This is a genomic window from Streptomyces sp. NBC_01116, from assembly GCF_041435495.1.
GTDB lineage: Bacteria > Actinomycetota > Actinomycetes > Streptomycetales > Streptomycetaceae > Streptomyces.
On sequence record NZ_CP108644.1, the window covers coordinates 1,109,414 to 1,131,678 of the forward strand.

A 22,265-nucleotide genomic window follows, 5' to 3' on the forward strand; every position below is an offset into this window, starting at 1 on the left:
CCTCGTTCAGTACACGTCACGCACGTATCTGCGGTCCGAGGCTAGCTGCTTGACCTGCGCGGCCGCCGCGTCGGGTTCGAGTCCCCCGTGGGCGACGGCGATGTCGCGCAGGGCCCGGTCGACGTCCTTGGCCATGCGGGAGGCGTCGCCGCAGACATAGAGGTGGGCGCCGTCGCGGAGCCAGGACCAGAGCTGGGCTCCGTGCTCGCGCATCCGGTCCTGGACGTAGACCTTGGCCCGCTGGTCGCGGGAGAAGGCGGTGTCCAGCCGGGTGAGGGTGCCCGAGCGGCTCAGCGCGTCGAGTTCGTCGCGGTAGTAGAAGTCCGTCGCGCGGTGCTGCTCGCCGAAGAACAGCCAGTTGGCGCCGGGGTGTCCGAGCGCCCGGCGTTCCTCCAGGAAGCCCAGGAACGGGGCGACTCCCGTACCGGGCCCGACCATGATCATCGGGGCGGCCGGGTCGGCGGGCGGCCGGAAACGGTCGTTCCGCTGGACGAACACCGACAGGGGGCTGTCCGGTCCGGCGTCGGCGAGGAACGTGGAGGCGACGCCCTTGCGCATCCGGCCGCGGTGGCTCTCGTAGCGGATCACGGAGACGGTCAGCCGCATCCGGTGGGGGTCCACGAGCGGGCTGGAGGCGATGGAGTACAGCCGGGGCCTCAGCGGCCCGAGCACCTCGGCCCAGGTGGCGGCCGCGGCCCGTACCGGGTGTTCGGCGAGGACGTCGACGGCCTGCCTCCCCCAGATCCACCGGTCCCTCTCGCCCTTGTTGTCGGGGCGCAGCAGCTTCTTCAGGGACCGGTCCCCCGTCCGGTCGGCGACCAGGCGCAGCAGGTCCGGGGTGATGCGGGCGATGTCGAGGTGGCGGTGCAGGGCCGTTTCGAGGGCGACCGGGCCGTGTCCGGGGACGTCCACCTCGGCGGCGGGGTCGAGTCCGGTGACGGCGAGCCATTCGGCGACCAGGTCCGGTGAGTTGAGGGGCTGTACGCCCAGCGCGTCCCCGGCCGTGTACGTCAGGGGGGTGTCGGCGTGCCCGGTGTCGATCGTGAAGGCGCGGACCTCCTTCGTCGCGCCGGGCAGGCTCAGGAGGCGGTTCCCGGTGAGAAGGGCGGTGACGGGCGCGGCCCTGGAGGGGCGGGCGGGCGCCGCCGCTGCGGGCGACGCCGTCGCCGCGGCGGGCGGTGCGGGCGCCGTCCGCTCCGCCGTCCCTTCCGGCGTCGTGGCCTCCAGTGCCGTCCGGACCTCCTTGAGCCACTGGCCGAAGGGCTGTTCGTACTCCGGTTCGCAGTCGGTGCGCGGGACCAGCCGCTCCGCGCCCAGCTCGCCGAGGCGTTCGTCCAGACGGCGGCCGTGGCCGCAGAAGTCGTCGTAGCTGGAGTCACCGAGCGCGAGTACGGCGTAGCGGACGTCCTCCAGGCCCGGGGTCCCGGGGGCGTTCAGCGACTCCCAGAAGGCGGAGCCGTTGTCGGGGGCGTCGCCGTCGCCGAAGGTGCTGGTGACGACGAGGAGGTCGGCCGGGCTCGGAAGGGCCCCGGGCGTCCCGTCGTCCATGCCGAGGAGCGTGGTGCGGTACCCCTCGGCGGCCAGGGTCCGGGCGGCCGTCGCGGCGGCCTCCTCGGCGTTGCCGGTCTGCGAGGCCCACAGCACGACGACCGGCCGGCCCTGTCCGTCCGGGGTGGCCGTCGGCGCGGCGGGTCCGGGCCCCGCCGCCCCCGCGAGCCGGGAGTACGTCCCGGCGAGCACTCCGTTGACCCAGAGCGCGTGGTCCGGGGCGAACGGGGCGCCCTCGGGAAGCACCGGGGTGCCTTCCGGCCGGGCGCCGAGGCCCGCGAGGAATCCGGCCAGATAGCGGCGTTCCGTCTCCGTGAGGACGGGTGGGGCGGTGTCCGCCGGGCCCAGCGTGCCGACCAGACCCGAGGGGTTCGCCGGGCCCGAGGTACCCGTGAATCCGGGACCGGGGCCACCGCCGGGCGCGGGCCGTTCCGCCTCGGCGGGTCCGCCGCGCGGCGCGGGCGCGGCGACCTTCGCCAGCCGGACCGCGCACACCTTCAGCTCGGGCTGGAACGAGATCGGGTCGACCGCGTCGTTGGTCACGGCGTTCACACCGAGGTACTCGCCGAACAGGTCGTTCCAGTGGAACGGGGCGAAGCACTCCCCCGCCCCGACCCGGTCGGTGATCCGGGCCGGGAGCACCGCCCGCCCGCGCCGCGAGGCGACCTCGACGCCGTCGTCCTCGCCGATGCCCAGGACCGCCGCGTCGTCGGGGTGGATCTCGACGAAGGGGCCCGGGTCCAGCCGGTTCAGCTTCGCGATCCTCGCGGTCTTGGTGAGGGTGTGCCACTGGTGCTGGAGCCGCCCGGTGTTGAGGACGTACGGGAAGTCCTCGTCGGGCATTTCGGCCGCCGGCAGGTGCGGGCGGGCGTGGAAGACGGCCCGGCCGCTCGGCGTGGGGAAGGCGAGCCTCGGCACGCTCCCGTCGGCCCGTACGGTCAGCTCCTGGCTGACGCCGTCGTTGACGTAGCGCACGGGGTTGCGGGCCGGGCCGTCGGCATCGGCGCTGGGCCACTGCACGGGCGTCCCGCGCAGCCGCTCGTACGTCACTCCGCGCAGGTCGTAGCCGGTGCGCGGGTTCGACGCCCGGGTGATCTCGGCGAAGACCTCCTCGGCGCTCGTGTAGCCGAAGGCGTCCTCGTACCCCATGGCACAGGCCACCGCGGCGATGATCCGCCAGTCCGGCCAGGCCTCTCCCGGCGGGTCGGTGGCGCGCCGGGAGAGGGTCAGGGTGCGCTCCGAGTTGATCATCACGCCCTCGGACTCGGCCCAGAGGGCGGCGGGCAGCACGACATCGGCGTACGCGTTGGTCTCGGTGTCGGCGAACACGTCCTGGGTGACGACGAAGTCGGCGGCCTCCAGCCCCTCGATGACGGTCCGGCGGTTGGCGACCGAGGCGACCGGGTTGGTGCAGATGATCCAGCAGGCCTTGATCTCCCCGTCGGCCATGCGCCGGAACATGTCGACGGTGCCGCTGCCCGAGCCGTCCGCGCGCAGGGTGCCGGGCGGCACGCCCCACAGCTCCTCGGTGAAGGCGCGTTCCTCGTCGACCAGGACCGATCGCTGGCCGGGCAGTCCGGGGCCCATGTAGCCCATCTCGCGTCCGCCCATGGCGTTGGGCTGGCCGGTGAGCGAGAACGGGCCGCTGCCGGGCCGGCAGATCGCCCCGGTCGCCAGGTGCAGGTTGACGATGGCGTTGGTGTTCCAGGTGCCGTGGGTGGACTGGTTGAGGCCCATCGTCCAGCAGCTCATCCAGTCGCCCGCCTCGCCGATCCAGCGGGCCGCCCGCCGGATGTCGTCCTCGGGGATGCCGGTGGTCTCCGCGACGGCGGCGGGCGCGTAGTCGCGGAGGAAGGCGGGCATCCGCTCCCAGCCCTCGGTGTGCTCGGCGATGAACTCCGGGTCGGTGTGCCCGTTCCCGACGAGGAGGTGCAGCAGCCCGTTGAGGAGGGCCAGGTCGGTGCCGGGCCGGATCCGGAGGTACAGGTCGGCCTTGGCGGCGGTGGCGTTGCGCCGGGGGTCGACGACGATCAGCTTCGCGCCCGCCTTGACGCGCTCCATCATCCGCAGGAAGAGGATCGGGTGGCAGTCGGCCATGTTGGCGCCGGTGACGAGGAAGACGTCGGCGTGGGCGAAGTCGTCGTAGGAGCCGGGCGGCCCGTCCGCGCCGAGGGACAGCTTGTAGCCGCTGCCCGCGCTCGCCATGCAGAGCCGGGAGTTGGACTCGATGGTGTTGGTCCCGATGAAGCCCTTGGCCAGCTTGTTGGCGAGGTACTGCGCCTCCAGCGTCATCTGGCCGGAGACGTAGAGGGCCACCGCGTCGGGGCCGTGGGCGTCCAGCACGGACCGCAGCCGGCGCGCGGTCTCCGCGATGGCGGCGTCCCGGCCGAGCGGGGCGGGCTGCTCGCTGCGGTCGGGGCGGGCCAGGGCGGTGGTCAGCCGGCCGGGGGCGGCGAGGAGGTCCGCGCCGGTGGCTCCCTTGGTGCACAGCCGGCCGGCGTTCGACGGGTGCTCCTTGTCCCCCGACGCCTTCACGACGGTGCGGCGGCCGTCGGGGCCGGCGGCGAGGTCGAGGACGATCCCGCAGCCGACACCGCAGTAGGAGCAGACCGTGCGCACCCGATCGGTGGCGGGAGCGTCCGGCGGCGGGGGCTGCACGGTCATGGGGGCCCTTCGGGGGCGGGCGTTCCCGGAGGGACGCGGGGGCGTGGCTGCGGTCACCCCCGAATCTAGGAAGGGCCCGTTACCCGGGGATGACACCGGGCGAACGACGACGGTTACGTCGCCTGCACACCGCCCGGGGGCCGCCGGTGAGGCCCGGGCGAGACCCGCCCGGTGGCGGGCGGTGCCGGGCGGTGGTCCCGTCGGCCCGCCCGGTGATCGCGGGGAACTTCCCGGCCGGGGCGGCCGACTACTGGAGAGACGCCGGACGCCGGAGATCCGTCCGGTGAAGGAAACGGCGGCCGGTGACGTGTACACGGCTGCCGGGGCGACGGCAGCAGCACACCCACGGGGCCCCCGGGCCCGGGAGGAGGCCGCGAGGCATGCACTGGTACGAGGACGACGCGCTCTGGTCCGATTTCGCCCCGACGATGTTCCCGGCGGCGCGGGCCGAGTCCGCGGCCGCCCTGGTCGCGTCCTCTCCTCTGCTGGACTTCCCACCGGGCACGAGAGTCCTGGACCTGTGCTGCGGGCCGGGTCTCTTCGTGGTGCCGCTGGCGGAGCGCGGGTACGAGGTGACGGGGGTCGATCTGTCGCCCTCCCTGCTGGAGAGCGCCCGGTCCGCCTGCGACACGGCGGGCGCCGAGGTCCGGCTGGAGCGCGCCGACATGCTCACGTACCGGCAGCCGGGCGCGTTCGACGTGGTGCTGAACGTCTTCACGTCCTTCGGCTACTTCGACGAGGCCGAGGACAATCTCCAGGTGCTGCGCAACGCCCACGAGAGCCTCGCCCCGGGCGGGCAGCTCCTGGTGGACGTGATGGGCAAGGAGGTGCTGGCGGGCTGGATCGGGCGGCCGAAGGCGGTCGACCTGCCCGACGGCGCCTACGTCGTCCAGCGCGACACCGTCCTCGACAGCTGGCGGCGGCTGCGCACGGACTGGACGCTGGTGCGCGGCACGACGGCGCGGACGGCGTCCATCACCTGCTGGCTCTACTCGGCGGCCGAGCTGCACGCCCTCTTCGAGAGCGCGGGCTTCACCGACGTGGAGTGCTTCGGCGGATTCGACGCGTCGGGCTACGACCAGCGCTCGGACCGGCTGATCGTGCGCGGGCGGCGCAAGTGAGGGCCGGGGCGGACGCCGCTCCGCGCACGGCCGGGCCGGACACGCCCGTGCGCCCGGCCGTCGCGACGGTCCACGAGCACATCACCGACGCGGTGAAGACCCCGGACCTGATCCGGCTGACCGGCGACGTCGTCCTCGCCCGCTTCGAGACGATGAAGGTGTACGCGGCACTGGGCGCGGTCCGCTCGCTGCTGCGCCGGGGCCGGGTGGTCCCCGGGCAGACCCTGGTCGACAGCTCCAGCGGGATCTACGCGCTGGCGCTCGCCATGGCCTGCCACCGCTACGGGCTGCGCTGCCACATCGTCGCCTCCACCACCGTGGACGCCACCATGCGGGCGCAGTTGGAGATCCTCGGCGCGACGGTCGACGCGATGCCGCCCTCGCAGAGCCTGCGCCTGGACCAGGAGCTGCGGGTGCGCCACGTGCGCCGGCTGCTGGCGGAGCGGCCGGACTTCCACTGGATGCGGCAGTACCACGACCAGGTCCACCACGAGGGCTACCGGGAGTTCGCGGAGCTGCTCACCGGGGCGCTGCCCCAGGGCCCGCTGACCGTGGTCGGCGCGGTGGGCACGGGTGCGTCGACCGGCGGACTGGCCCGCGCGCTGCGGGAGTCGGGGCGGTCGGTGCGGCTGGTGGGCATCCAGCCGTTCGGCAGCGTGACGTTCGGGAGCGAGCGGTTCGAGGACCCGGAGGCGATCATCGCGGGCATCGGCAGCTCGATCCCGTTCGGGAACGTCCGCCACGAGCTGTACGACACCGTCCACTGGCTGGACTTCCGCCATGCGATGGCGGGGGCGGTCGGACTGCTGCGGGAGCACGCGGTGTTCGCCGGCCTGTCCACCGGGGCGGCCCATCTGGCGGCTGCCTGGGAGGCGGCCCGCGATCCCGGGCGGCTGCATCTGGTGCTGGGCGCCGACACCGGACACCGGTACGCGGAACGGGTGTTCGCCCGGCACGCCGAGGCCCTGGACCCGGCCGGGCTGCGGCCCCGGACCATCACCTCGCCGGCCGACCTGCGGCCGCCGTGGTCGGTGATGGAATGGGCCGGGCGCGCCGCTCCGGAGGCCGCCAGGACCGCCGAGGGCGATGGTCCCTCCCCCGTACCGACCGTGGAGCTGCTGCCATGACGATCGCCGCACTGGAGTCCCTGTCCTTCGGCCTGGGCCGGATGGCGGAGGCCGCCGCCGAGGCGGGGCACCGGCTCTGCCTGCTGACCGGCGACCGTTCGGTCTACCGGCACGAGCTGGCGGTCCTGCCGCCGGACGCGCTGGACGTCGTGGACGTCGACACGACGGATCCGGAGGCCACCCGTCGCGCCCTGGCCGCCGTGCCGGACCTGGCCGGGCTGATCAACACGACGGACACCTGGAGCCTGCCGGCCGCCGAACTGGCCGCCGAACTGGGGCTCCCGGGCGCCGGTCCCGGAGCCGTACGGCTGCTGCGGGACAAGCGCCGGGTCCGGGAGACGCTGCACGCGCACGGGCTGAGCCGGAGTACGGCCGTATCCGTCCCGCCGGGCCCCGAAGGCGCCGGGGAGGTGCTGCGGGCAGTGGGGCTGCCCGCGGTCCTGAAGGACTCGGCGGGCACCTCCTCGCGTTACGTGTGGATCGTGCACGACGAGGAGGAGCTGCACCGGGCGCTGGCGGACGCGGGCCGACAGCGCCTGATCGGCGACCTGTCGGCCGAGGCGTTCCTCTCCGGTCCGCTGTACAGCGCGGAGACCTTCAGCTGGGACGGGACCACACGGCTGCTCGGGGTGCTGAGCCGCCAGACGTCCCGGGCCGCGGTGGTACGGGAGGAGGCGGCGGCGTTCCCGGTGGCGCTGCCCCGGGAGGAGCTCGCCGCCATCGAGGCGTGGGTGGGCCGGGTCCTGGCGGTGGCGGGGCACGCCCGCGGCTTCGCCCATGTGGAGTTCGTCCTGACCGCCGACGGGCCCGAGTTGGTGGAGATCAACCGCAGGATCGGCGGCGCGCTGGTCGGCGAGGTGCTGTGCCGGACGCTGCGGACCAACGTCTACACGGCCATGATGGACGAGGCGCTCGGCCGCCGCCCGGCACTGCTGGACGCCCCGCTCGACGCCGAAGGGCCCGCGTACGGCTTCGTCCTGGTGTACGCGGAGCAGCCCGGGGTGCTGAAGGGCTGGCACGGCCTCGACGAACTCGGGGCGTTCCCCGGGGAGGTGGAGTGGTTCCCGGTCCGCGAGCCCGGCGAGAGCGTGCTCCACGTCGGCGACCAGCGGGGCTGTACGGGCATGGTGCTGGCGAAGGGGCGGACGGCGGAGCTGGCCCAGCACCGGGCGTGGAGCGCGGCCGTCCGGGTCCGCCCGGTCGTCGCCGGGGCGCCGTGAGCCCGCGGAGGTGAGCCGCCGGACGGACGGGGCTCCGGGGGCCGGCGCGGACGGTGGGCCGACGGGCCGGGCCCCGGGGCGGAGGTCCGCCCCCCGGCGGGCGGGCGGCCCGCCGCTCACCGGCCCGCAGCGGTTCCTGCTCGGGGGCTCGTTCCTGATCACGCTGGGCAGCTTCGCCGTGCTGCCCTACATGTCGGTGCTGCTGCACCAGCGGCTCGGCCTCGGACTCGGCACGGTCGGCGTCGTGCTGGCCGTCGCCTCGCTGATCCAGTTCGCCGGCGGCGTGGTGGCGGGGCCGGTGACCGGGCGGATCGGGCTGCGGCGCGCGATGCTGCTGGCGCTGGGGCTGCGTACGGCGGGGTTCGCCGCGTTCGTCCCCGGGCTGACGAGTCCGGTCCTGGCGGTCGGGGCGCTGCTGCTGGTGTCGGCGGGCGCGGCGCTCTACCTCCCGGCGAACAAGGCGTATCTCGTGGAGGGGGCGTCCGAGGAGCGGCGCCCCCGGCTGCTGTCGGCGAGCAGTTCGGCGTTCAACGCGGGGATGGCGCTGGGCCCTCCGGCCGCCGCGCCGCTCGTCCTGGGCTCCCCCGGGGTGCTGTTCTCCTGCGTCACCGTGCTGTTCGCGCTCGTGGGGGCCGGGCACGCGCTGCTGCCGGCGAGTGCGGCGGACCGGCCCGCCGGCAGATCGTCCGGCGGGTCGTCCGCAGCGCCCGCCGCCGGGCGGGCCCCGGAGTCCGGCGCACCGCGTCCCGGGCCCTCACCGTTCGTGGCGACCGTGCTGAGTGTGTACGCGTTCATGTTCTTCCAGCACTATCTGGCGCTGTACGCGGTCCCCCGGACGTCGGCGGCCTTCTACGGGGCCGTCCTGGCGGGGTACGCGGCCCTCCTCGTCGTCGCCCAGCCGTTGCTGGCGGAACGGGTCGCCGCACTGGGCTACCCGGCCGCCCTGCGGTGGGGGTTCGGCGCGATGGCGGCGGGCATGGCGGCGATCGGGGCCGGGGGCCACGCGGGGATCGCGGTGGGCGGGGCGCTGCTGTGCCTCGGGGAGATCGTGCTCTTCCTCAAGAACGACCTGGAGGCGCTGGCCCGTTCGTCGGCGGCTGCGGCGAGCGTGTTCGGGCGGCAGCGGCTGGCGGCGGGCATCGGCGCGTTCGCCAGCGGGGTGGTGGGCGGGCAGCTGTACGGGGCGGCGGAGTCGGCGGGCTCGGCGCGGGGGTTCTGGGCCGCGGTCTGCCTCCAGTGCCTGCTGGTGCCGGTGTTCCTGCTCCGCCGGCGGCGCACCGCCCGGGACCCCGAGGGGTCGCGGGCGGGCGCCGGCCAAGAGGTGCGGGACACCCCTTAGGTGTCTCCGTCCGGGCGCAGGCCGGTCACGGAGTGGTGGAGCGGGCCCGGGTGCGCTTCGGCGGGTCCCGCGCGCCACTGCCCGGCGAGTTCGCGGCGGGCGCGGGCCACGCGGGAGCGCACCGTGCCGATCGGGCAGCCCGCGGCGGCCGCCGCCTCCTCGTAGGAGGCGCCCAGCAGTTGGGTGAGGACGAAGGCCTGGCGGCGCGCCGGTTCCAGCCGGCCCAAGGCGTCCAGCACCGCGACGGACTCCTCGAATCCGGGCAGGTGACGGGGCTGGGCGCGTTCCGCGGCGGTCTGCCAGTCCGCGGTGTCGGCGGTCCGGGGGCGTACGGCGGCGGCTCGGTGCCGGTCGATGACGACGCGTCGCGCGATCGACATCAGCCAGGTCCGGGCGCAGGAACGCCCCGCGAACCGGGCCAGTCCGCTCATCGCCCGGAGGTAGGTCTCCTGAGCCAGGTCGTCGGCCCCCGGGACGTCGGAGCTGAGGTAGGCGACGAATCTGCGGACGTCCTCGTAGGTCGCCCGGACGAAGCGGTCGGCTGCCTCCCGGTCCCCGCCGCCCGCCGCCAGCGCCCAGTCGGTGATCTGCCCGTCGTTCTGCCGGGCGGCCGGGACCCGGGTGTGGGGCGGGCGGGTCGTGGACAGCCGGATGACCGGCGGCCGGGAGGCGGGCGCGGCGACGGGGGGCGCGACGGGCCTCGCGACGGCCGGTGGTGGTGCGGCGGCGGATCGCGCGCCGGCCGGTCGTGCGACCACCGGTGGGGCGGCGGCGGGTCGTGCCGTGGCGGCCGGTCCGACGGCCGGTGGGGCGGCGGCGGGCGGCCCGGCGGTGCGTGGCGCGGGAGCCGGCAGCGCGGGAGCAGGAAGTGTCACAGCGGTCCTTCGCGTCCTTGCGGAGCCGGCGACAGCGGTCGCCCGGCTCCGGCGACCGGTCCCGGGCCCCTGGTGGGCCGGAACCGGCATGCCTGTCACGGGTGTGCGCGGGGCGCACACCCGTACCGCCTCCGGCGCGCAGTGGGCGGAGGACGGATGGAGGTCAGAGGAGGCGGAGGGAGAGCGGCGGCCCGCGCCGGGAGATGGCGTGCAGGGCGAGGAGGTTCCGGAAGCGGCGGCGCGGCCGGCGGCGGACGCGTCGTCGGACGGGCGGCGCGGGCACGGGGGGCGTCGCGGACCACAGGCGCCAGGCCGTCCGCAGCGGCGCCCGGACGAACAGCACCAGACAGCGGCCCAGCCGGGCGAGGGCGACCTCGCCCCGCCACAGCCACCAGCCGCAGATCAGCCCGGCCGCCGCGTGGGCGGCGGCCATGCCGAGGGTGAACACCGTGCCGTCGAAGGCGGCCAGAAGCCCCATCAGGCCCGACGGGCCGCCGATCGCGGCCTCGTGCGCGGAGTGGTTCATCGCGCCCGCCGCACGGCCGCCGCCCGAGTGGTGCGCGCCGAAGCCGGACGGCAGCCAGGATCCGGCGGAGGCGAAGAAGGCGTGCAGCCCCAACTGGCCCAGGACATGGGCCGTCACGGTCACCGGAGCGCTCCGCTCCCGCGCGGCGAGCCACCACCCCGTCCCGCACACCGGCAGCAGCGCGGCGGCCTGGACGAGCAGGGGCAGGGGCGCGCCGGACATCAGCGCGTGGCCGAGTCCGGACACGGCGACGCACACCACCGCGAACAGCGCGGTGCGTACGAGTCGGAGTGCGGTTCCGGCTCCCATGGCAGCCATCGTGCCAGTCGCACCCACCCCGGAGAGAAGGGCACCAGATGCCGAAACAACGGGAGTTCACCTTGTTTGCCCCACCGGCAACATGGTGTGATCCATATCACATACAGGTGTCGGGAACTTTCCGCCCGCCGCGTCCGACTGCTCCAACAACGCGTCTGCGTACGCCTCGTGGCCCGGGGCCGCCGCATCCGCCCCCCACCAGCCGATACCCCCGCCCCGAAGAGGCCGCATGACGAACCCACTCCCCACCCCCGAACCGGCAGCGGCCGCCGAGACGCCCGAAAGCGCCGCCACCGGGACCGGACCCGACGCCACGGCCACCGACGGCGCCGCACCGGACGACGGCCGCGTCCCCTCCCCCCGGCAGCCGGGAGCGCCGAAACGGCCGACGCTCCGCTCCGACCTGCGGGCCTCGTGGCCCGACGGCCTGGTGGCGCTCCTCATCACCGCGGCGATCTTCGTCCTGCTCTACATACGTATCCGCAACAAGACCTCGTCCACGGTCACCGTGATGCCGTTCATGGCCGAGGCGGGCGACTTCTGGCTGTACTTCCTCAGCCAGGCGTTCGGCTGGTCCGCCCTGCTCTGGGCCTGGGGAACCGTCATCCTCGGGCTGATGCTGTCCGGCCCCCGGCCGGGCCGCCTGCCGCTGTCGGGCCCCCGGCTGGAGCGCCTGCACCGCACCACGAGCCTCAACACCATCGCCCTGATCGCGGCCCACGCCCTGCTGTTCGGGGCCGAGCTGGTCCGGCACGACACCGCCTCCTGGAACTCCGCGGTCGCCACCGCCTTCGTGGAGGCCCTCGTTCCCGGCGGCTACGACTCGGGGACCGGGAAGATCGCCATCCCCATCGGCCAAGCGGCCCTGTACCTCGCAATCCCCCTCGGCCTGGTCTTCTACGTACGCCACCGCATCGGCCAGAAGACCTGGCGGATACTGCACCGCTGCGTGATCGTCGTCTACGTCCTCAGCGTCTGGCACACCCTGCTGTACGGGACCAACGTCTGGTACGACGGCTGGTTCCGCACGAGCGTCTGGCTGCTCCAGCTCCCGATCGCCGCGCTGCTGCTCCTGCGGCTGCTGCGGCCCGCCCGCCGCTCCGAGAAGCTGCCGTCCCGGCCCGGAGCGACCGCCGGGGCCCGCACCGGGTGGGTTCTGCGCGTGGGCGGCCGGCTCGTCGTGGTGGCGGTCCTGGCGGCACTCGTCGCCGTCGTGGCCAGTGGCAGCGACGGCGGGCGCAGCGTGCCCCCGGAGGACACCTCCTCCACCCACAACCACGACTGAGAGGCCGTCCGCCTCCGCGCGTGCGCGCCGGCCGCCACCGCGGGTGAGAGCCGTCCGCCCGGCGACGTACGCTCGGAGGCATGACCACCAACGATCTTCCCGTGATCGCCGCAGTCGACGGTTCCGCGCACAGTCGGCAGGCGCTCGACTGGGCCACCCACGAAGCCGTGCGGCGGGGACTGCCCCTGCTGATCGTCCACGTCCGTCCGCTCACCCGGCAGGTCGACGAGGAGACCGGACGGCGCGAGGCGGAGACCCTTCTGGCCGAGTCCGTGCGCCGGAGCGCGCTGATCGCTCCGGAGCTGCGGCCCTCGACGCTGGCCCCGCTGGACTTCCCGTCCGCTGCCCTGGTCTCGCTCGGCCGGGACGCGTCGATGATCGTGGTCGGGTCGCGCGGGCTCGGCGGCTTCCGCTCGCTGATGGTCGGTTCCAACAGCCTCGCCACCGCGTCGATGGCGAGCTGCCCCGTCGTCGTCGTGCAGGAGGGCCGCCCGGAGGGGGACGACGACCGCGCCGGGGACGCGGGGGCCTTCACCGACATCGTGGCGGGGGTGGCCGCCGACGAGAGCAGCGAGGCGGTCCTGGAGTTCGCCTTCGCCACCGCGGCTTCCCGGCCGGGCGCACGGCTGCGGATCGTGCACGGCTGGACGATGTTCTCCTCGATGCTCGCGGGCGGCCCCGTCCTGGACCGGCAGGAGGCGGCGGGCTCGGCCGCTCGGACCCTGGCCGAGCTGACGTCGGGGTGGCACGAGAAGTACCCGCAGGTGGAGATCGTCCGGGAGCCCGTCAACGGTTCGGCCTCGCGCACCCTGGTGACGGCGTCGGCCACCGCGGCCCTGACGGTGGTCGGCCGCCGCAAGGGCGGCGAGTCGCTCGGGCTCGGGCTGTCCCCGGTGGCGCAGACGGCGGTCACGCACGCGCTGGGACCGGTCGCCGTCGTGCCCTGCTGAGCCGGCCGGCCCTTTCCCGCCCCGGCAGTCCCGTCGGTGCGGGCCCCTTGGCCTGGCGGGCGGTTTGACCGAGACTTGACCGATGACACAGCGTGTGGCACTCGCGACCGTGATGGACCGGCTCGCCGTCGATGCGGTGATCACCGGATACGCGGTGGCCGTCGACGACGGGGCCTGGTCGGACTACGGCGCCCTGTTCACCCCGGACGGCCGCGCGGACTACCGGGGCGCGGGGGGCGTGGAGGGCCCGGCCGACGAGATCGCCCGGTGGCTGGAGGAGACGATGCGCCTCTTCCCCGTACGTCAGCACCTGATCGTCAACCGCCGGATCGACCTGGAGGACCTGGGCGGCTACACGGGCGACCGGGCCGAGGTGCGGGCCGACTACCTCAATCCGATGTGCCTGGCCCGGAAGACGGCGAGCGGCCCGGACGCGGACGCGCCGGGGGGAGCCGGTTCCGGGCGGGCCGGGGGTGCGACGCCCGACTTCGTGACCGGCGGCCGCTACACCTTCGAGCTGCGGCGCGCCGAACCGGACTGGCTCATCCGCTCGGTCACCGTCCACGAGAAGTGGCGCCGGGCGCCGGGCGCGTAGGCCCCGCCGTCGCACCGCCGTCGCCGCCGCCCGAAGGGCGCCGGGGCCGCCCGCCGTGCCCCGCTCGGCCCGCGTCCTGTGTCCGGCGCGGATCACCTCCCCCACACTGGGTATCCAGGGGTTGACGCGGTGACGGCGACCGCCCGCCCGCGCACGACCGAGGAGGGCACGGCATGCGAATCCGGGGCGGGCGTCTCCCGGCCGGCCGGAAGGCGGCGGGTGCGTCCGACGAGGGCACGTCCGGTGGCGGTGCCTCCGGTGGTGGCGCCCCCGGTGACGGGCCGTCGGCCGGCCGAGGGGCGTTCGCGTCCCCCTGGACCCGGGGCGCGGCGGCGCTGCTCGCCGGGGCGCTGCCCGCGCTCGCCTTTCCCGCGCCCGGACTCTGGTGGTTCGCCTACGTCGCGCTGGTCCCCTGGCTGCTGCTGATCCGCACCGCGCAGGCGCCCCGCAGGGCCGCGCTGGACGGCTGGATCGGCGGCATCGGCTTCGTCGTCGCGGTGCACCACTGGCTGGTGCCGAGCCTCCACGTCTTCATCGTGCTGCTGGCCGCCCTGCTGGGGCTCCTCTGGGCTCCCTGGGGGCTGCTGGTGTCCCGGCTGCTCGGCGGGTCCCCTTCCGCGTCGCGTGCCGTCGCCGCCGTGGTGGTCGTGCCCTCCGGGTGGCTGATGATCGAGCTGGTCCGGTCCTGGGAAGGGCTCGGCGGCCCCTGGGGGCTTCTCGGCGCGAGTCAGTGGGAGGTCGCCCCCGCCCTGCGGGTCGCCTCGGTGGGCGGGGTGTGGCTGGTGAGTCTGCTGGTGCTCGCGGTGAACACCGGCGTGGCGCTGCTGGTCGTCGGCCGAGCGGCCCGTACGACCGCCGGGGTCCTGCTGGTGGTGTGCGCCCTGTCCGTCGCGGCGGTGGCGGCCTGGGCGCCCCGGCCCACGAGCACCGGCGCGGTCAGGATCGCCGTCGTGCAGCCTGGCGTCGTGGAGGGGCCGGGAAGCGTCGCGCGCCGCTTCGACCGGGGCGAGGAGCTGACCCGTTCGCTGCGGGGCCGGGGCGTGGACCTGGTGGTGTGGGGTGAGAGCAGTATCGGTGCGGGTGCGTGGGAGCGCCCGGAGACCGCGCGGCGGCTGGCCGGGCTGTCCCGTCTGGTCGGCGCGGATCTGCTGGTCAACGTGGACGCCCGGCAGACGGACGGTTCGGGGCGGTCGGGGATCTTCAAGTCGGCGGTGCTCGTGGGTCCCGGCGGGCCGACCGGGGACCGCTACGACAAGATGCGTCTGGTCCCGTTCGGCGAGTACGTCCCGGCCCGTTCCCTGCTGGGGTGGGCGACGTCCGTGGGCAAGGCGGCGGGCGAGGACCGGCTGCGCGGCGACCGCCAGGTGGTGATGACCCTGCCGGACGGGGCGCCGGGGCTGCGGATCGGCCCCCTGGTCTGCTTCGAGACGGCGTTCCCCGACATGAGCCGCAGGCTGGTGCGCGACGGGGCGCAGGTGATCGTCGCCCAGTCCGCCACCTCGACGTTCCAGGACAGTTGGGCTCCGGCCCAGCACGCCTCGCTGGGGGCGCTGCGGGCGGCCGAGAACGGCCGCCCGATGGTCCACGCCACGCTCACGGGCATCAGTGCGGCGTACGGGCCCCGGGGCGAGCGGGTGGGCCGCCCGCTCGGCACGGACGCGAGCGCGGCGGAGGTGTTCGACCTGCCGCTGGCACGCGGGGAGACGCTCTACGGCCGGTTCGGGGACTGGCCGGTGTACGGGGCGCTGGCGGCGCTGGCCGTGCTGTGCGCCGTCGAGGGACTGCGGGCGCTCAGGAGGCCTGCTCCAGGGCCTCCCGGACCACCCGCTCGCACAGCTCATGGGTCGCCAGGGCGTCCCGGGCGCTGAGCGTTTCGCCCCGGCGCACGGCGTCGAGGAAGGCGTGCACGCAGGCTTCGATGCCGCGCTGCCGGGCCACGGGGACCCAGTCGCCGCGCCGCCGCACACTCGGCTGCCCCTTGTGGTCGACGATGTCCGCGAGGTTGAGGACCTGTCGCTTGCTGTCCTGGCCGGAGACTTCGAGGATCTCCTCGGTCGATCCGTTCAGCCGGTTCATCATGCCGATCGCGGTGAATCCGTCGCCGGACAGCTGGAGCACCACGTGGTGCATCAGGCCGTCCACGATCCGGGCCCGCACGGTGGTGTGGTCGACGGTGCCCGGGACCAGGAAGCGCAGGGTGTCGACGACGTGGATGAAGTCGTCGAGGATCATCGTCCGGGGGTCCTCGGGCAGCCCGACCCGGTTCTTCTGCATGAGGACCAGTTCGCGCGGGTGCTCCGCGCACTGCGCGTAGCCCGGGGCGAAGCGGCGGTTGAAGCCGACGGCGAGGCTGACGCCGCGTTCCTCGGCGAGGGCCACCAGCCGCTCGGAGTCGGCGTACTCATAGGCGATCGGCTTGTCGACATAGGTGGCGACGCCGGCGTCGATGAGCCGTTCCACGATCTGCGGGTGCACGGCGGTCGGGGCGTGCACGAATGCCGCGTCCAGCCCTGCGGCGAGAAGGGAGTCGAGGGTCGTGTGACGGGCGTCGGCCGGAACGCGGTGGGTGTCGCCGACCGCGTGGAGCGTGGCGGGGGTGCGGGTCTGCAGATGCAGTTCGACCCCCGGTACGGCCGTGAGCACCGGCAGGTACGCCTTCTGCGCGATGTCGCCGAGCCCGATGCAACCGATCTTCACGAGGTCTCCCTGTCGCCGTGCCGCGCCGCGGTGCGCGGCTGTGCGCGCCCCGGCAGCATACGACGCCGCCGTGCTGCGCCCCTCGTCCGGTCCGCTCGCGAATCCCCTGGCCAGGGCCATGATCATGGGTCACCATGGCCCCCATGACTTTTCCGGAACGCTCCGAACCCGCTCTCGACGCAGCCGAACGCCCCATGCTGGAGGGCTGGCTCGACTACCACCGCGCGACCATGGCCATGAAGTGCGCGGGGCTGACGGACGCCCAGGTGCGCGAGGCCTCGGTGCCGCCGTCCGCCTTCACGCTGCTCGGGCTCCTCCGGCACATGGCCGAGGTGGAGCGCGGCTGGTTCCGTGAGGTGCTGGCGGGCGAGGAGTTGCCGGACCTCTACTCCACCGAGGAGGACCCCGACGGTGAGTGGCATGTGACGGAGTCGGACACCTGGGCCGAGGCGGATGCCGCCTGGCGGGCGGAGGTCGCGGCGGCCCGGGAGAACGCCGCCGCGCACCACCTGGACGACTTCTCGCAGGGCGTCGGCTCGGCGGGCGAGCCGTTCAGCCTGCGCTGGATCTATACGCACATGATCGAGGAGTACGCGCGGCACAACGGCCACGCCGACCTGGTGCGCGAGCGCGTGGACGGCGCCACCGGCGACTGACGGCCGCGTCCCCGGTCGGCACGGACCGGGCCCGCGCGGCGGCCACCGCGTGAGGAGGCGGGTGCCGCCTCCCCGGTGGGCACGGGCCGGGCACCGTGCTGACCGGGTCACTCGTGCGGGCCATTCCCCGCGCACCGGCCCCCCGGAGGCCGGGTGACACCGCAGAGTTGTCGGGTGCAGAGAACCAGAATCACCGCGGGACTCCTGGTCGGGCTGGCGGTCACCGCCGTCTCGGGCTGCGTATCGGTGGAGCCCCGCGCCTTGCCCTCCCCGCGGCCGGGCACCACCGGACCTGTCCAGGACGTGGCCCCTCAGGTCGTGCAGCCACCCGCCCGGGAGGCGCTGGAGGCCGTGCCGGATCCCAGCCCGTCCGCGGCCCTGCCGCCCTCCCCCGCGCCACCGGCCGCCGGCTCCCCGCCGCAGGCCCGGCGCACCGCACCGGCGGGGGCCTCCCGTCCTCGCGAGCGCCCGGACCAGCCGAGGTCCCGGACGCCACGCCGGGCCCCGGGCATCCCGTCCGTCCCCGTGCCCGCACCGCCGCGCGCCGCCGGCGGGCCGGGCGTCTGCGCGCTCGGCCGGGGGTACGGCGGCTGGCCCGCGGGCAGCCCGGAGTCCCGCATCTGCTCGCAGACGTACGGTCGCTGACGCTCCTGCCCCCGCGCGGCACCGCAGGGGTCACTGCTCCCGCATGCGGAGCTCCAGGCGGTCGATGGCGGCGCGGACCCCGCCGCCGTACCCGTCGTCCGCGAGCGACTCGGCCGCGGCGCGGGCCCGCTGGAGGTGGATACGGGCCGAGTCGGGGCGCTGGAGCTTGAGGTAGTCCGCCGCGAGGTTGAGGTGCAGCGAGGGGTAGAACGCCCGGACGGCCGGGGTGTCCCGGTGTTCCGGCGCCGGGGCTCCGCCGCGCCCCTCGCCCGGCCCGTCGCCCTCCCCCGGCGCCCCGGCGGTCCTCAGCCCCTCGGCGGCCGTCAGGGCACGCAGATCCCAGGCCAGCTCGTCGCCTGGGTCGTCCTGGGTGTCGGCCATGTAGTGGGCGAGGGTGCAGCGGTGCAGGGCGTCGCCGTCCGCTCCGAGCTCCGACCAGAGCGCGCCGAAGCGGTTGCGGGCCTCCTCCCGGTCACCTCCGTGGAGCAGCATGATCGCCTGGCCGATCCTGGTCATGACGGCGTCGTCGGACGCCTCCTGCTGCTCCACCACTGCGGTCTCCTCCGTCGCCGGTCCAGCCGGTTTCCGTCGGTCCGACGCTAACGCCGGGCCTGCGCAGAACCGGTCAGACACGGGCGCCGGGGCCCGTGGGCCGGGTCGGGGTCCGTCAGCCGAGCTCGGGGATCCGCCAGTCGATCGGCTGGTGCCCCTGGGCGGCCACGGCCTCGTTGATCTGCGTGAAGGGGCGGGAGCCGAAGAACTTCTTGGCGGAGAGCGGCGACGGGTGCGCGCCCTTCACCACCACGTGGCGCTCCTCGTCGATCAGGGGCAGCTTCTTCTGCGCGTAGTTGCCCCAGAGCACGAAGACCGCCGGGTCGGGCCGGTCGGCGACGGCGCGGATCACCGCGTCGGTGATCTTCTCCCAGCCCTTGTTCTTGTGGGAGTTGGCCTCGCCGGCCCGGACGGTGAGCACGGCGTTGAGCAGCAGGACGCCCTGCTCGGCCCAGGGCATCAGATAGCCGTTGTCCGGAATCGGCAGACCGAGCTCCTGCTGCATCTCCTTGTAGATGTTGCGCAGCGACGGAGGCGTCCTGACGCCCGGCCGTACGGAGAAGCAGAGCCCGTGCCCCTGGCCCTCGCCGTGATACGGGTCCTGGCCGAGGACGAGGACCTTCACCTTCTCGTACGGTGTGGCGTCCAGGGCGGCGAAGACCTGCTCGCGCGGCGGATACACGGGTCCCTTCGCCCGCTCCTCCTCGACGAAGTCCGCCAGTTCCTTGACGTACGGCTTCTGGAGTTCTTCGCCGAGGACGGCGCGCCAGGACTCGGGCAGCAGGTCGATATCGGTCACGTCCACAACCTCCGGTGAGCAACAGGTTCTTGATCCCAGAACCTACCGGGCGCCACTGACAACGGACCCCGGGAGCCCCTTCCGTACGGCGTCTACCAGCTGGCCTTGCGGTACAGCTCCCACAGCTGCATCACGGTCTGCGGGTCGAGTGCGCGCTCGCTGCCGCCGATGTCCTCGCCCGAGGCGACGTACAGCTTGCCCTGCCACAGCGGCAGCAGGCGGACGTCCTCGACGAGGATCTCCTGGGCCCGCTCGAACTGCTTGCTGACCGCACCCCGGTCGCTCTCCTGCCGCGAGGCGGGGATCAGCTGCTGGGTGATCTCCTTGTTGATGTACGGGGTGCCGGTGACGCTCTCCTTGCCCACGAAGGGGGCGATGAAGTTGTCGGGGTCCGGGAAGTCCGGGAACCAGCCGCGGCCGAAGACCGGGTACTCGCCCTTGTTGAAGCCTTCCTGGAAGGTCTTCCAGGGCTCGCCCTGGAGCGTGATCTCGAACAGCCCGGACGCCTCCAGCTGGCGCCCCAGCTCCTCGAACTCGGGCTTTGTGGAGGAGCCGTACCGGTCGGTGGTGTACCAGAACTTCATCTTCACGGGCTTGGTGATGCCGGCCCCGGTGAGGATGTCCTTCGCCTTCTTCACGTCCGGGTCGCCGAAGGTGTCGAAGAAGCTCGTGGTGTGTCCGGCGATGCCCTTGGGGACCATGGAGTACAGCGGCTCGGCCGTTCCCCGGTAGACCTTGGCGACGAGGGCGTCGCGGTCCACGACGTGGGCGATGGCCTTGCGGACGGCCGGGTTCGCGGCGGCCGGGTCCTTCGGGTTGAAGACCAGGAAGCGGATGTCCGCGCCGGTGCTCTCGACGATCTGGAGGCCGGCGTTGTCGTCCTTGTTGTCCTCCAGGCTGACGACCTCCTCGGCGGTCAGGCCCCGGTAGGTGGCGTCGATCTCGTCCGCCTTGAGCGCGGTCACCATGTCGGCGGACTGCTCGAAGTAGCGGATGGTGACCGCGTCGTTCTTCCGGTCGGCGAAGCCCTTGTAGTCCGGGTTCTTCTTCAGCTCGGCGGTGACCCGGTCCTCGTAGGACTCCAGGAGGTAGGGGCCGGAACCGGTGACCTTGCCGTCGTCGCGGATCTTGTCCTTGGGGTAGTCGCGGGGAGCGACCAGCGACATCGCGGGCGTGGCCAGGATGAACGGGAACGTGGCGTCGGACTTGTTCAGGTGGAAGACGACCGTGTCGTCACCCTTGGTCTCGATCCGGTCCAGGGAGTCGAGCATCCCGGCCGGGCCGCCCTTGAAGTGGATGTCCACGATGCGGTCGATGGAGAACTTCACGGCCTCGGCGTCGAGCTTCTCACCGTTGGAGAACGTGAGGTTCTTCCTGAGCGTGCACCGGTACGCCATGCTCGTGGCGTCGGTGAACTTGCAGGAGTCCGCCGCGTCCGGCTCCGGGCTCGTGCTGCCGGAGGGGAAGCTCACCAGGGTCTGGTAGACGTTCCGCATCAGCTCCCAGGAGCCGTCCCAGGCTGCCGCGGGATCCAGCGTGGACGGGGAGCTGGTCGTCCCGACGGTTATCTTCTGGTCCGTTTCCGATCCACTGTCGGAAAGGAGACCGCAGCCGGCCAGCAGAGAAAGGGAAGCTAGGGCTGCAGCAGCCTGCAGACTGGCCCGGTAGAACACGTGCACGCTCCTCGATCAGCCATGGGTCGGCAGACCATACCGCAGCGCCCCACCGGGTCAATCCGCTGGCCCGGCGGGGCACTTGACTCAATCAGGGCCAAATCGGCTCAGGCCACTCTCAGCCCACGCCGGCGTTGAGGAAAATTCCCCCGTCGACCACGAGGGTCTGGCCGGTGATCCAGTCGGACTGCGCGGAGGTGAGGAAGGCCGCCGCACCGCCGATGTCCTCGGGCACACCGAGCCGGCCCAGCGGATAGGCGGCCGCCGCCTCCGCTTCACGTCCCTCGTAGAGGGCCTCGGCGAACCTGGTCTTGACCACGGCCGGGGCGATGGCGTTGACCCGGACGACCGGGGCGAACTCGTGCGCCAGCTGGAGGGTCAGGTTGACCATCGCCGCCTTGCTCATGCCGTACGCGCCGATGAACGGCGACGCGGAGACCCCGGCGACCGAGGCGATGTTCACGATCGCCCCGCCGTTCTCCTGCTGCCAGGCCCTCCAGGTCTGCTGGGCGAAGCCCAGCGCCGAGATCACGTTGGTCTCGTAGACCTTGCGGGCGACGTTCAGATCGAGCTCCGCCATGGGGCCGAAGACCGGATTCGTCCCGGCGTTGTTCACCAGGTAGTCGACCCGGCCGAAGGCCTCCATCGTGCGCTCGACCGCCACGGCCTGGTGCGCCTCGTCGTGCGCCTTGCCCGCGATGCCGATCACCCGGTCGGAGCCGAGCCGCTCGACGGCCTCCTTGAGGGCGTCCTCGCCCCGCCCGGTGATGGCCACCCGGTCGCCGCGGGCGACGAGCGCCTCGGCGATCCCGTAGCCGATGCCCCGGCTCGCGCCCGTGACGAGGGCGACCTTTCCGCTGTCCTGCACCGTCATGTTGTCCGCTGCCCTTCGGATCGCTTCCGGATCAGTTGAGGGGTCCGCCGGCCACGTACATGACCTGGCCGGAGACGAAGCCCGCGTCGTCGCCCGCGAAGAACGCGATGGCGTTCGCCACGTCCTCGGGACGGCCGACGCGCTGGACCGGGATCTGGGTGGCGGCCGCGGCCTGGAACTCCTCGAAGCCCATGCCGACGCGGGCGGCCGTCTGCGCGGTCATCTCCGTGACGATGAAGCCGGGCGCGACGGCGTTGGCGGTGACGCCGAACTTGCCGAGCTCCTTGGCGAGCGTCTTGGTGAGGCCCTGGAGCCCCGCCTTGACCGCGGAGTAGTTGGCCTGGCCCCGGTTGCCGAGGGCCGAGGAGGAGGAGAGCGAGACGATCCGGCCGAACTTGGCCTCGACCATGTGGGCCTGGACGGCCTTCGCCATCAGGAACGCGCCCTTGAGGTGCACGTTCATCACGAGGTCCCAGTCGGACTCGCTCATCTTGAACAGCAGGTTGTCGCGGAGCACGCCCGCGTTGTTCACGAGGATCGTCGGCGCGCCCAGCTCGGCGGCGACCCGCGCGACGGCGGCTTCCACCTGGCCGGCGTCCGACACGTCGCAGCCGACGGCGAGCGCGGTGCCCCCGGCGGCGGTGATCTTCTCGACCGTGTCCTTGCAGGCCGCCTCGTCGAGATCGAGTACGGCGACGGAACGGCCCTCGGCCGCGAGACGTACGGCGGTGGCGGCGCCGATGCCCCGCGCCGCTCCCGTCACGATGGCGACGCGCTGCTCGGTGGTGGACATGCTTGGTT

The 22,265-nt window shown here is 73.8% G+C and carries 19 protein-coding genes; 10 read left to right on the plus strand and 9 right to left on the minus strand.

The features are described 5' to 3' along the window. Nucleotides 1-6 precede the first annotated feature (6 nt). Nucleotides 7-4,212: a molybdopterin-dependent oxidoreductase gene (locus tag OG245_RS04625; RefSeq protein ID WP_371622276.1), complete on the minus strand. Its 4,206-nt coding sequence runs from the start codon at nt 4,210-4,212 to the stop codon at nt 7-9. Between the two features lie 380 nt (nt 4,213-4,592). Between OG245_RS04625 and OG245_RS04630 the strand changes: the two genes are divergently transcribed. From OG245_RS04630 to OG245_RS04645, 4 genes are read left to right on the plus strand one after another with little or no spacing between them, the layout of a single operon-like run. Further along, the gene (locus OG245_RS04630; protein WP_371622277.1) at nt 4,593-5,333 is read left to right on the plus strand and encodes a class I SAM-dependent methyltransferase; all 741 of its coding nucleotides are present in this window, start codon (nt 4,593-4,595) and stop codon (nt 5,331-5,333) included. Next, the gene (locus tag OG245_RS04635) at nt 5,330-6,460 is read left to right on the plus strand and encodes a pyridoxal-phosphate dependent enzyme (RefSeq protein WP_371622278.1); all 1,131 of its coding nucleotides are present in this window, start codon (nt 5,330-5,332) and stop codon (nt 6,458-6,460) included. Before OG245_RS04630 ends, OG245_RS04635 begins: the two co-directional genes overlap by 4 nt. Continuing rightward, on the plus strand, nt 6,457-7,680 hold the full coding sequence (locus OG245_RS04640) for an ATP-grasp domain-containing protein (RefSeq protein ID WP_371622279.1): 1,224 nt from the start codon (nt 6,457-6,459) through the stop codon (nt 7,678-7,680). The genes OG245_RS04635 and OG245_RS04640 overlap by 4 nt, the downstream gene beginning before the upstream one ends. 10 nt (nt 7,681-7,690) lie before the next feature. Further along, entirely contained in the window at nt 7,691-9,019 is a 1,329-nt protein-coding gene (locus tag OG245_RS04645) for an MFS transporter (RefSeq protein ID WP_371622280.1), read from the plus strand. Here OG245_RS04645 and OG245_RS04650 read toward each other — a convergent pair. After that, nucleotides 9,016-9,666: a sigma-70 family RNA polymerase sigma factor gene (locus OG245_RS04650; RefSeq protein WP_371627805.1), complete on the minus strand. Its 651-nt coding sequence runs from the start codon at nt 9,664-9,666 to the stop codon at nt 9,016-9,018. The two genes, OG245_RS04645 and OG245_RS04650, sit on opposite strands and share 4 nt — an antisense overlap. Nucleotides 9,667-10,057: 391 nt before the next feature. Beyond that, nucleotides 10,058-10,729 carry a hypothetical protein gene (locus tag OG245_RS04655; protein ID WP_371622281.1) on the minus strand — a complete coding sequence of 224 codons (672 nt, stop codon included), beginning with the start codon at nt 10,727-10,729 and terminating at the stop codon, nt 10,058-10,060. Nucleotides 10,730-10,967: 238 nt separating this feature from the next. On the opposite strand from OG245_RS04655, the gene OG245_RS04660 reads away from it, so the two are divergent. The 4 genes from OG245_RS04660 to lnt all read left to right on the plus strand — a co-directional run bounded on the left by OG245_RS04660 (nt 10,968) and on the right by lnt (nt 15,436). After that, a complete protein-coding gene (locus OG245_RS04660; RefSeq protein WP_371622282.1) occupies nt 10,968-12,023 on the plus strand; it encodes a ferric reductase-like transmembrane domain-containing protein in 1,056 nt (351 codons plus the stop codon). An 80-nt stretch (nt 12,024-12,103) separates the two neighbouring features. After that, a complete protein-coding gene (locus OG245_RS04665; RefSeq protein ID WP_371622283.1) occupies nt 12,104-12,973 on the plus strand; it encodes a universal stress protein in 870 nt (289 codons plus the stop codon). A gap of 82 nt (nt 12,974-13,055) precedes the next feature. Then, nucleotides 13,056-13,568: a nuclear transport factor 2 family protein gene (locus tag OG245_RS04670; protein ID WP_371622284.1), complete on the plus strand. Its 513-nt coding sequence runs from the start codon at nt 13,056-13,058 to the stop codon at nt 13,566-13,568. Between the two features lie 173 nt (nt 13,569-13,741). Beyond that, a complete protein-coding gene (lnt, locus tag OG245_RS04675; RefSeq protein ID WP_371622285.1) occupies nt 13,742-15,436 on the plus strand; it encodes an apolipoprotein N-acyltransferase in 1,695 nt (564 codons plus the stop codon). Here lnt and OG245_RS04680 read toward each other — a convergent pair. Next, nucleotides 15,360-16,265 (minus strand): Gfo/Idh/MocA family protein, encoded by a 906-nt coding sequence (locus OG245_RS04680; RefSeq protein ID WP_371622286.1) that lies wholly within the window; start codon nt 16,263-16,265, stop codon nt 15,360-15,362. The two genes, lnt and OG245_RS04680, sit on opposite strands and share 77 nt — an antisense overlap. A gap of 143 nt (nt 16,266-16,408) precedes the next feature. Here OG245_RS04680 and OG245_RS04685 point away from each other — a divergent pair, with 143 nt between their 5' ends. Both OG245_RS04685 and OG245_RS04690 read left to right on the plus strand, forming a co-directional pair. After that, a complete protein-coding gene (locus OG245_RS04685; RefSeq protein WP_371622287.1) occupies nt 16,409-16,921 on the plus strand; it encodes a DinB family protein in 513 nt (170 codons plus the stop codon). 174 nt (nt 16,922-17,095) lie between these two features. Next, the gene (locus OG245_RS04690; protein WP_371622288.1) at nt 17,096-17,566 is read left to right on the plus strand and encodes a hypothetical protein; all 471 of its coding nucleotides are present in this window, start codon (nt 17,096-17,098) and stop codon (nt 17,564-17,566) included. Nucleotides 17,567-17,596: 30 nt separating this feature from the next. Here the strand turns inward: OG245_RS04690 and OG245_RS04695 are convergent, their stop codons facing one another. The 5 genes from OG245_RS04695 to fabG all read right to left on the minus strand — a co-directional run bounded on the left by OG245_RS04695 (nt 17,597) and on the right by fabG (nt 22,257). Then, nucleotides 17,597-18,118, minus strand: coding sequence for a hypothetical protein (locus OG245_RS04695; protein ID WP_371622289.1), 522 nt, complete (start codon nt 18,116-18,118; stop codon nt 17,597-17,599). 115 nt (nt 18,119-18,233) lie between these two features. Continuing rightward, nucleotides 18,234-18,917, minus strand: coding sequence for a uracil-DNA glycosylase (locus OG245_RS04700; RefSeq protein ID WP_371622290.1), 684 nt, complete (start codon nt 18,915-18,917; stop codon nt 18,234-18,236). A gap of 92 nt (nt 18,918-19,009) precedes the next feature. After that, the gene (locus tag OG245_RS04705; protein ID WP_371622291.1) at nt 19,010-20,590 is read right to left on the minus strand and encodes an ABC transporter substrate-binding protein; all 1,581 of its coding nucleotides are present in this window, start codon (nt 20,588-20,590) and stop codon (nt 19,010-19,012) included. A 118-nt stretch (nt 20,591-20,708) separates the two neighbouring features. Beyond that, nucleotides 20,709-21,464: an SDR family oxidoreductase gene (locus OG245_RS04710; protein WP_371622292.1), complete on the minus strand. Its 756-nt coding sequence runs from the start codon at nt 21,462-21,464 to the stop codon at nt 20,709-20,711. A gap of 31 nt (nt 21,465-21,495) precedes the next feature. Continuing rightward, nucleotides 21,496-22,257 carry a 3-oxoacyl-ACP reductase FabG gene (fabG, locus tag OG245_RS04715; protein WP_030582031.1) on the minus strand — a complete coding sequence of 254 codons (762 nt, stop codon included), beginning with the start codon at nt 22,255-22,257 and terminating at the stop codon, nt 21,496-21,498. Between the last annotated feature and the right edge of the window lie 8 nt (nt 22,258-22,265).

Bases quoted from the DNA above. Each gene is read 5' to 3' on its own strand.
- OG245_RS04630 (WP_371622277.1), top strand. From the start codon at position 4,593: ATGCACTGGTACGAGGACGACGCGCTCTGGTCCGATTTCGCCCCGACG.
- OG245_RS04655 (WP_371622281.1), bottom strand. From the start codon at position 10,729: ATGGGAGCCGGAACCGCACTCCGACTCGTACGCACCGCGCTGTTCGCG.
- OG245_RS04640 (WP_371622279.1), top strand. From the start codon at position 6,457: ATGACGATCGCCGCACTGGAGTCCCTGTCCTTCGGCCTGGGCCGGATG.
- OG245_RS04670 (WP_371622284.1), top strand. From the start codon at position 13,056: ATGACACAGCGTGTGGCACTCGCGACCGTGATGGACCGGCTCGCCGTC.
- OG245_RS04660 (WP_371622282.1), top strand. From the start codon at position 10,968: ATGACGAACCCACTCCCCACCCCCGAACCGGCAGCGGCCGCCGAGACG.
- lnt (WP_371622285.1), top strand. From the start codon at position 13,742: ATGCGAATCCGGGGCGGGCGTCTCCCGGCCGGCCGGAAGGCGGCGGGT.
- OG245_RS04625 (WP_371622276.1), bottom strand. From the start codon at position 4,212: ATGACCGTGCAGCCCCCGCCGCCGGACGCTCCCGCCACCGATCGGGTG.
- OG245_RS04665 (WP_371622283.1), top strand. From the start codon at position 12,104: ATGACCACCAACGATCTTCCCGTGATCGCCGCAGTCGACGGTTCCGCG.
- fabG (WP_030582031.1), bottom strand. From the start codon at position 22,257: ATGTCCACCACCGAGCAGCGCGTCGCCATCGTGACGGGAGCGGCGCGG.
- OG245_RS04710 (WP_371622292.1), bottom strand. From the start codon at position 21,464: ATGACGGTGCAGGACAGCGGAAAGGTCGCCCTCGTCACGGGCGCGAGC.
- OG245_RS04685 (WP_371622287.1), top strand. From the start codon at position 16,409: ATGACTTTTCCGGAACGCTCCGAACCCGCTCTCGACGCAGCCGAACGC.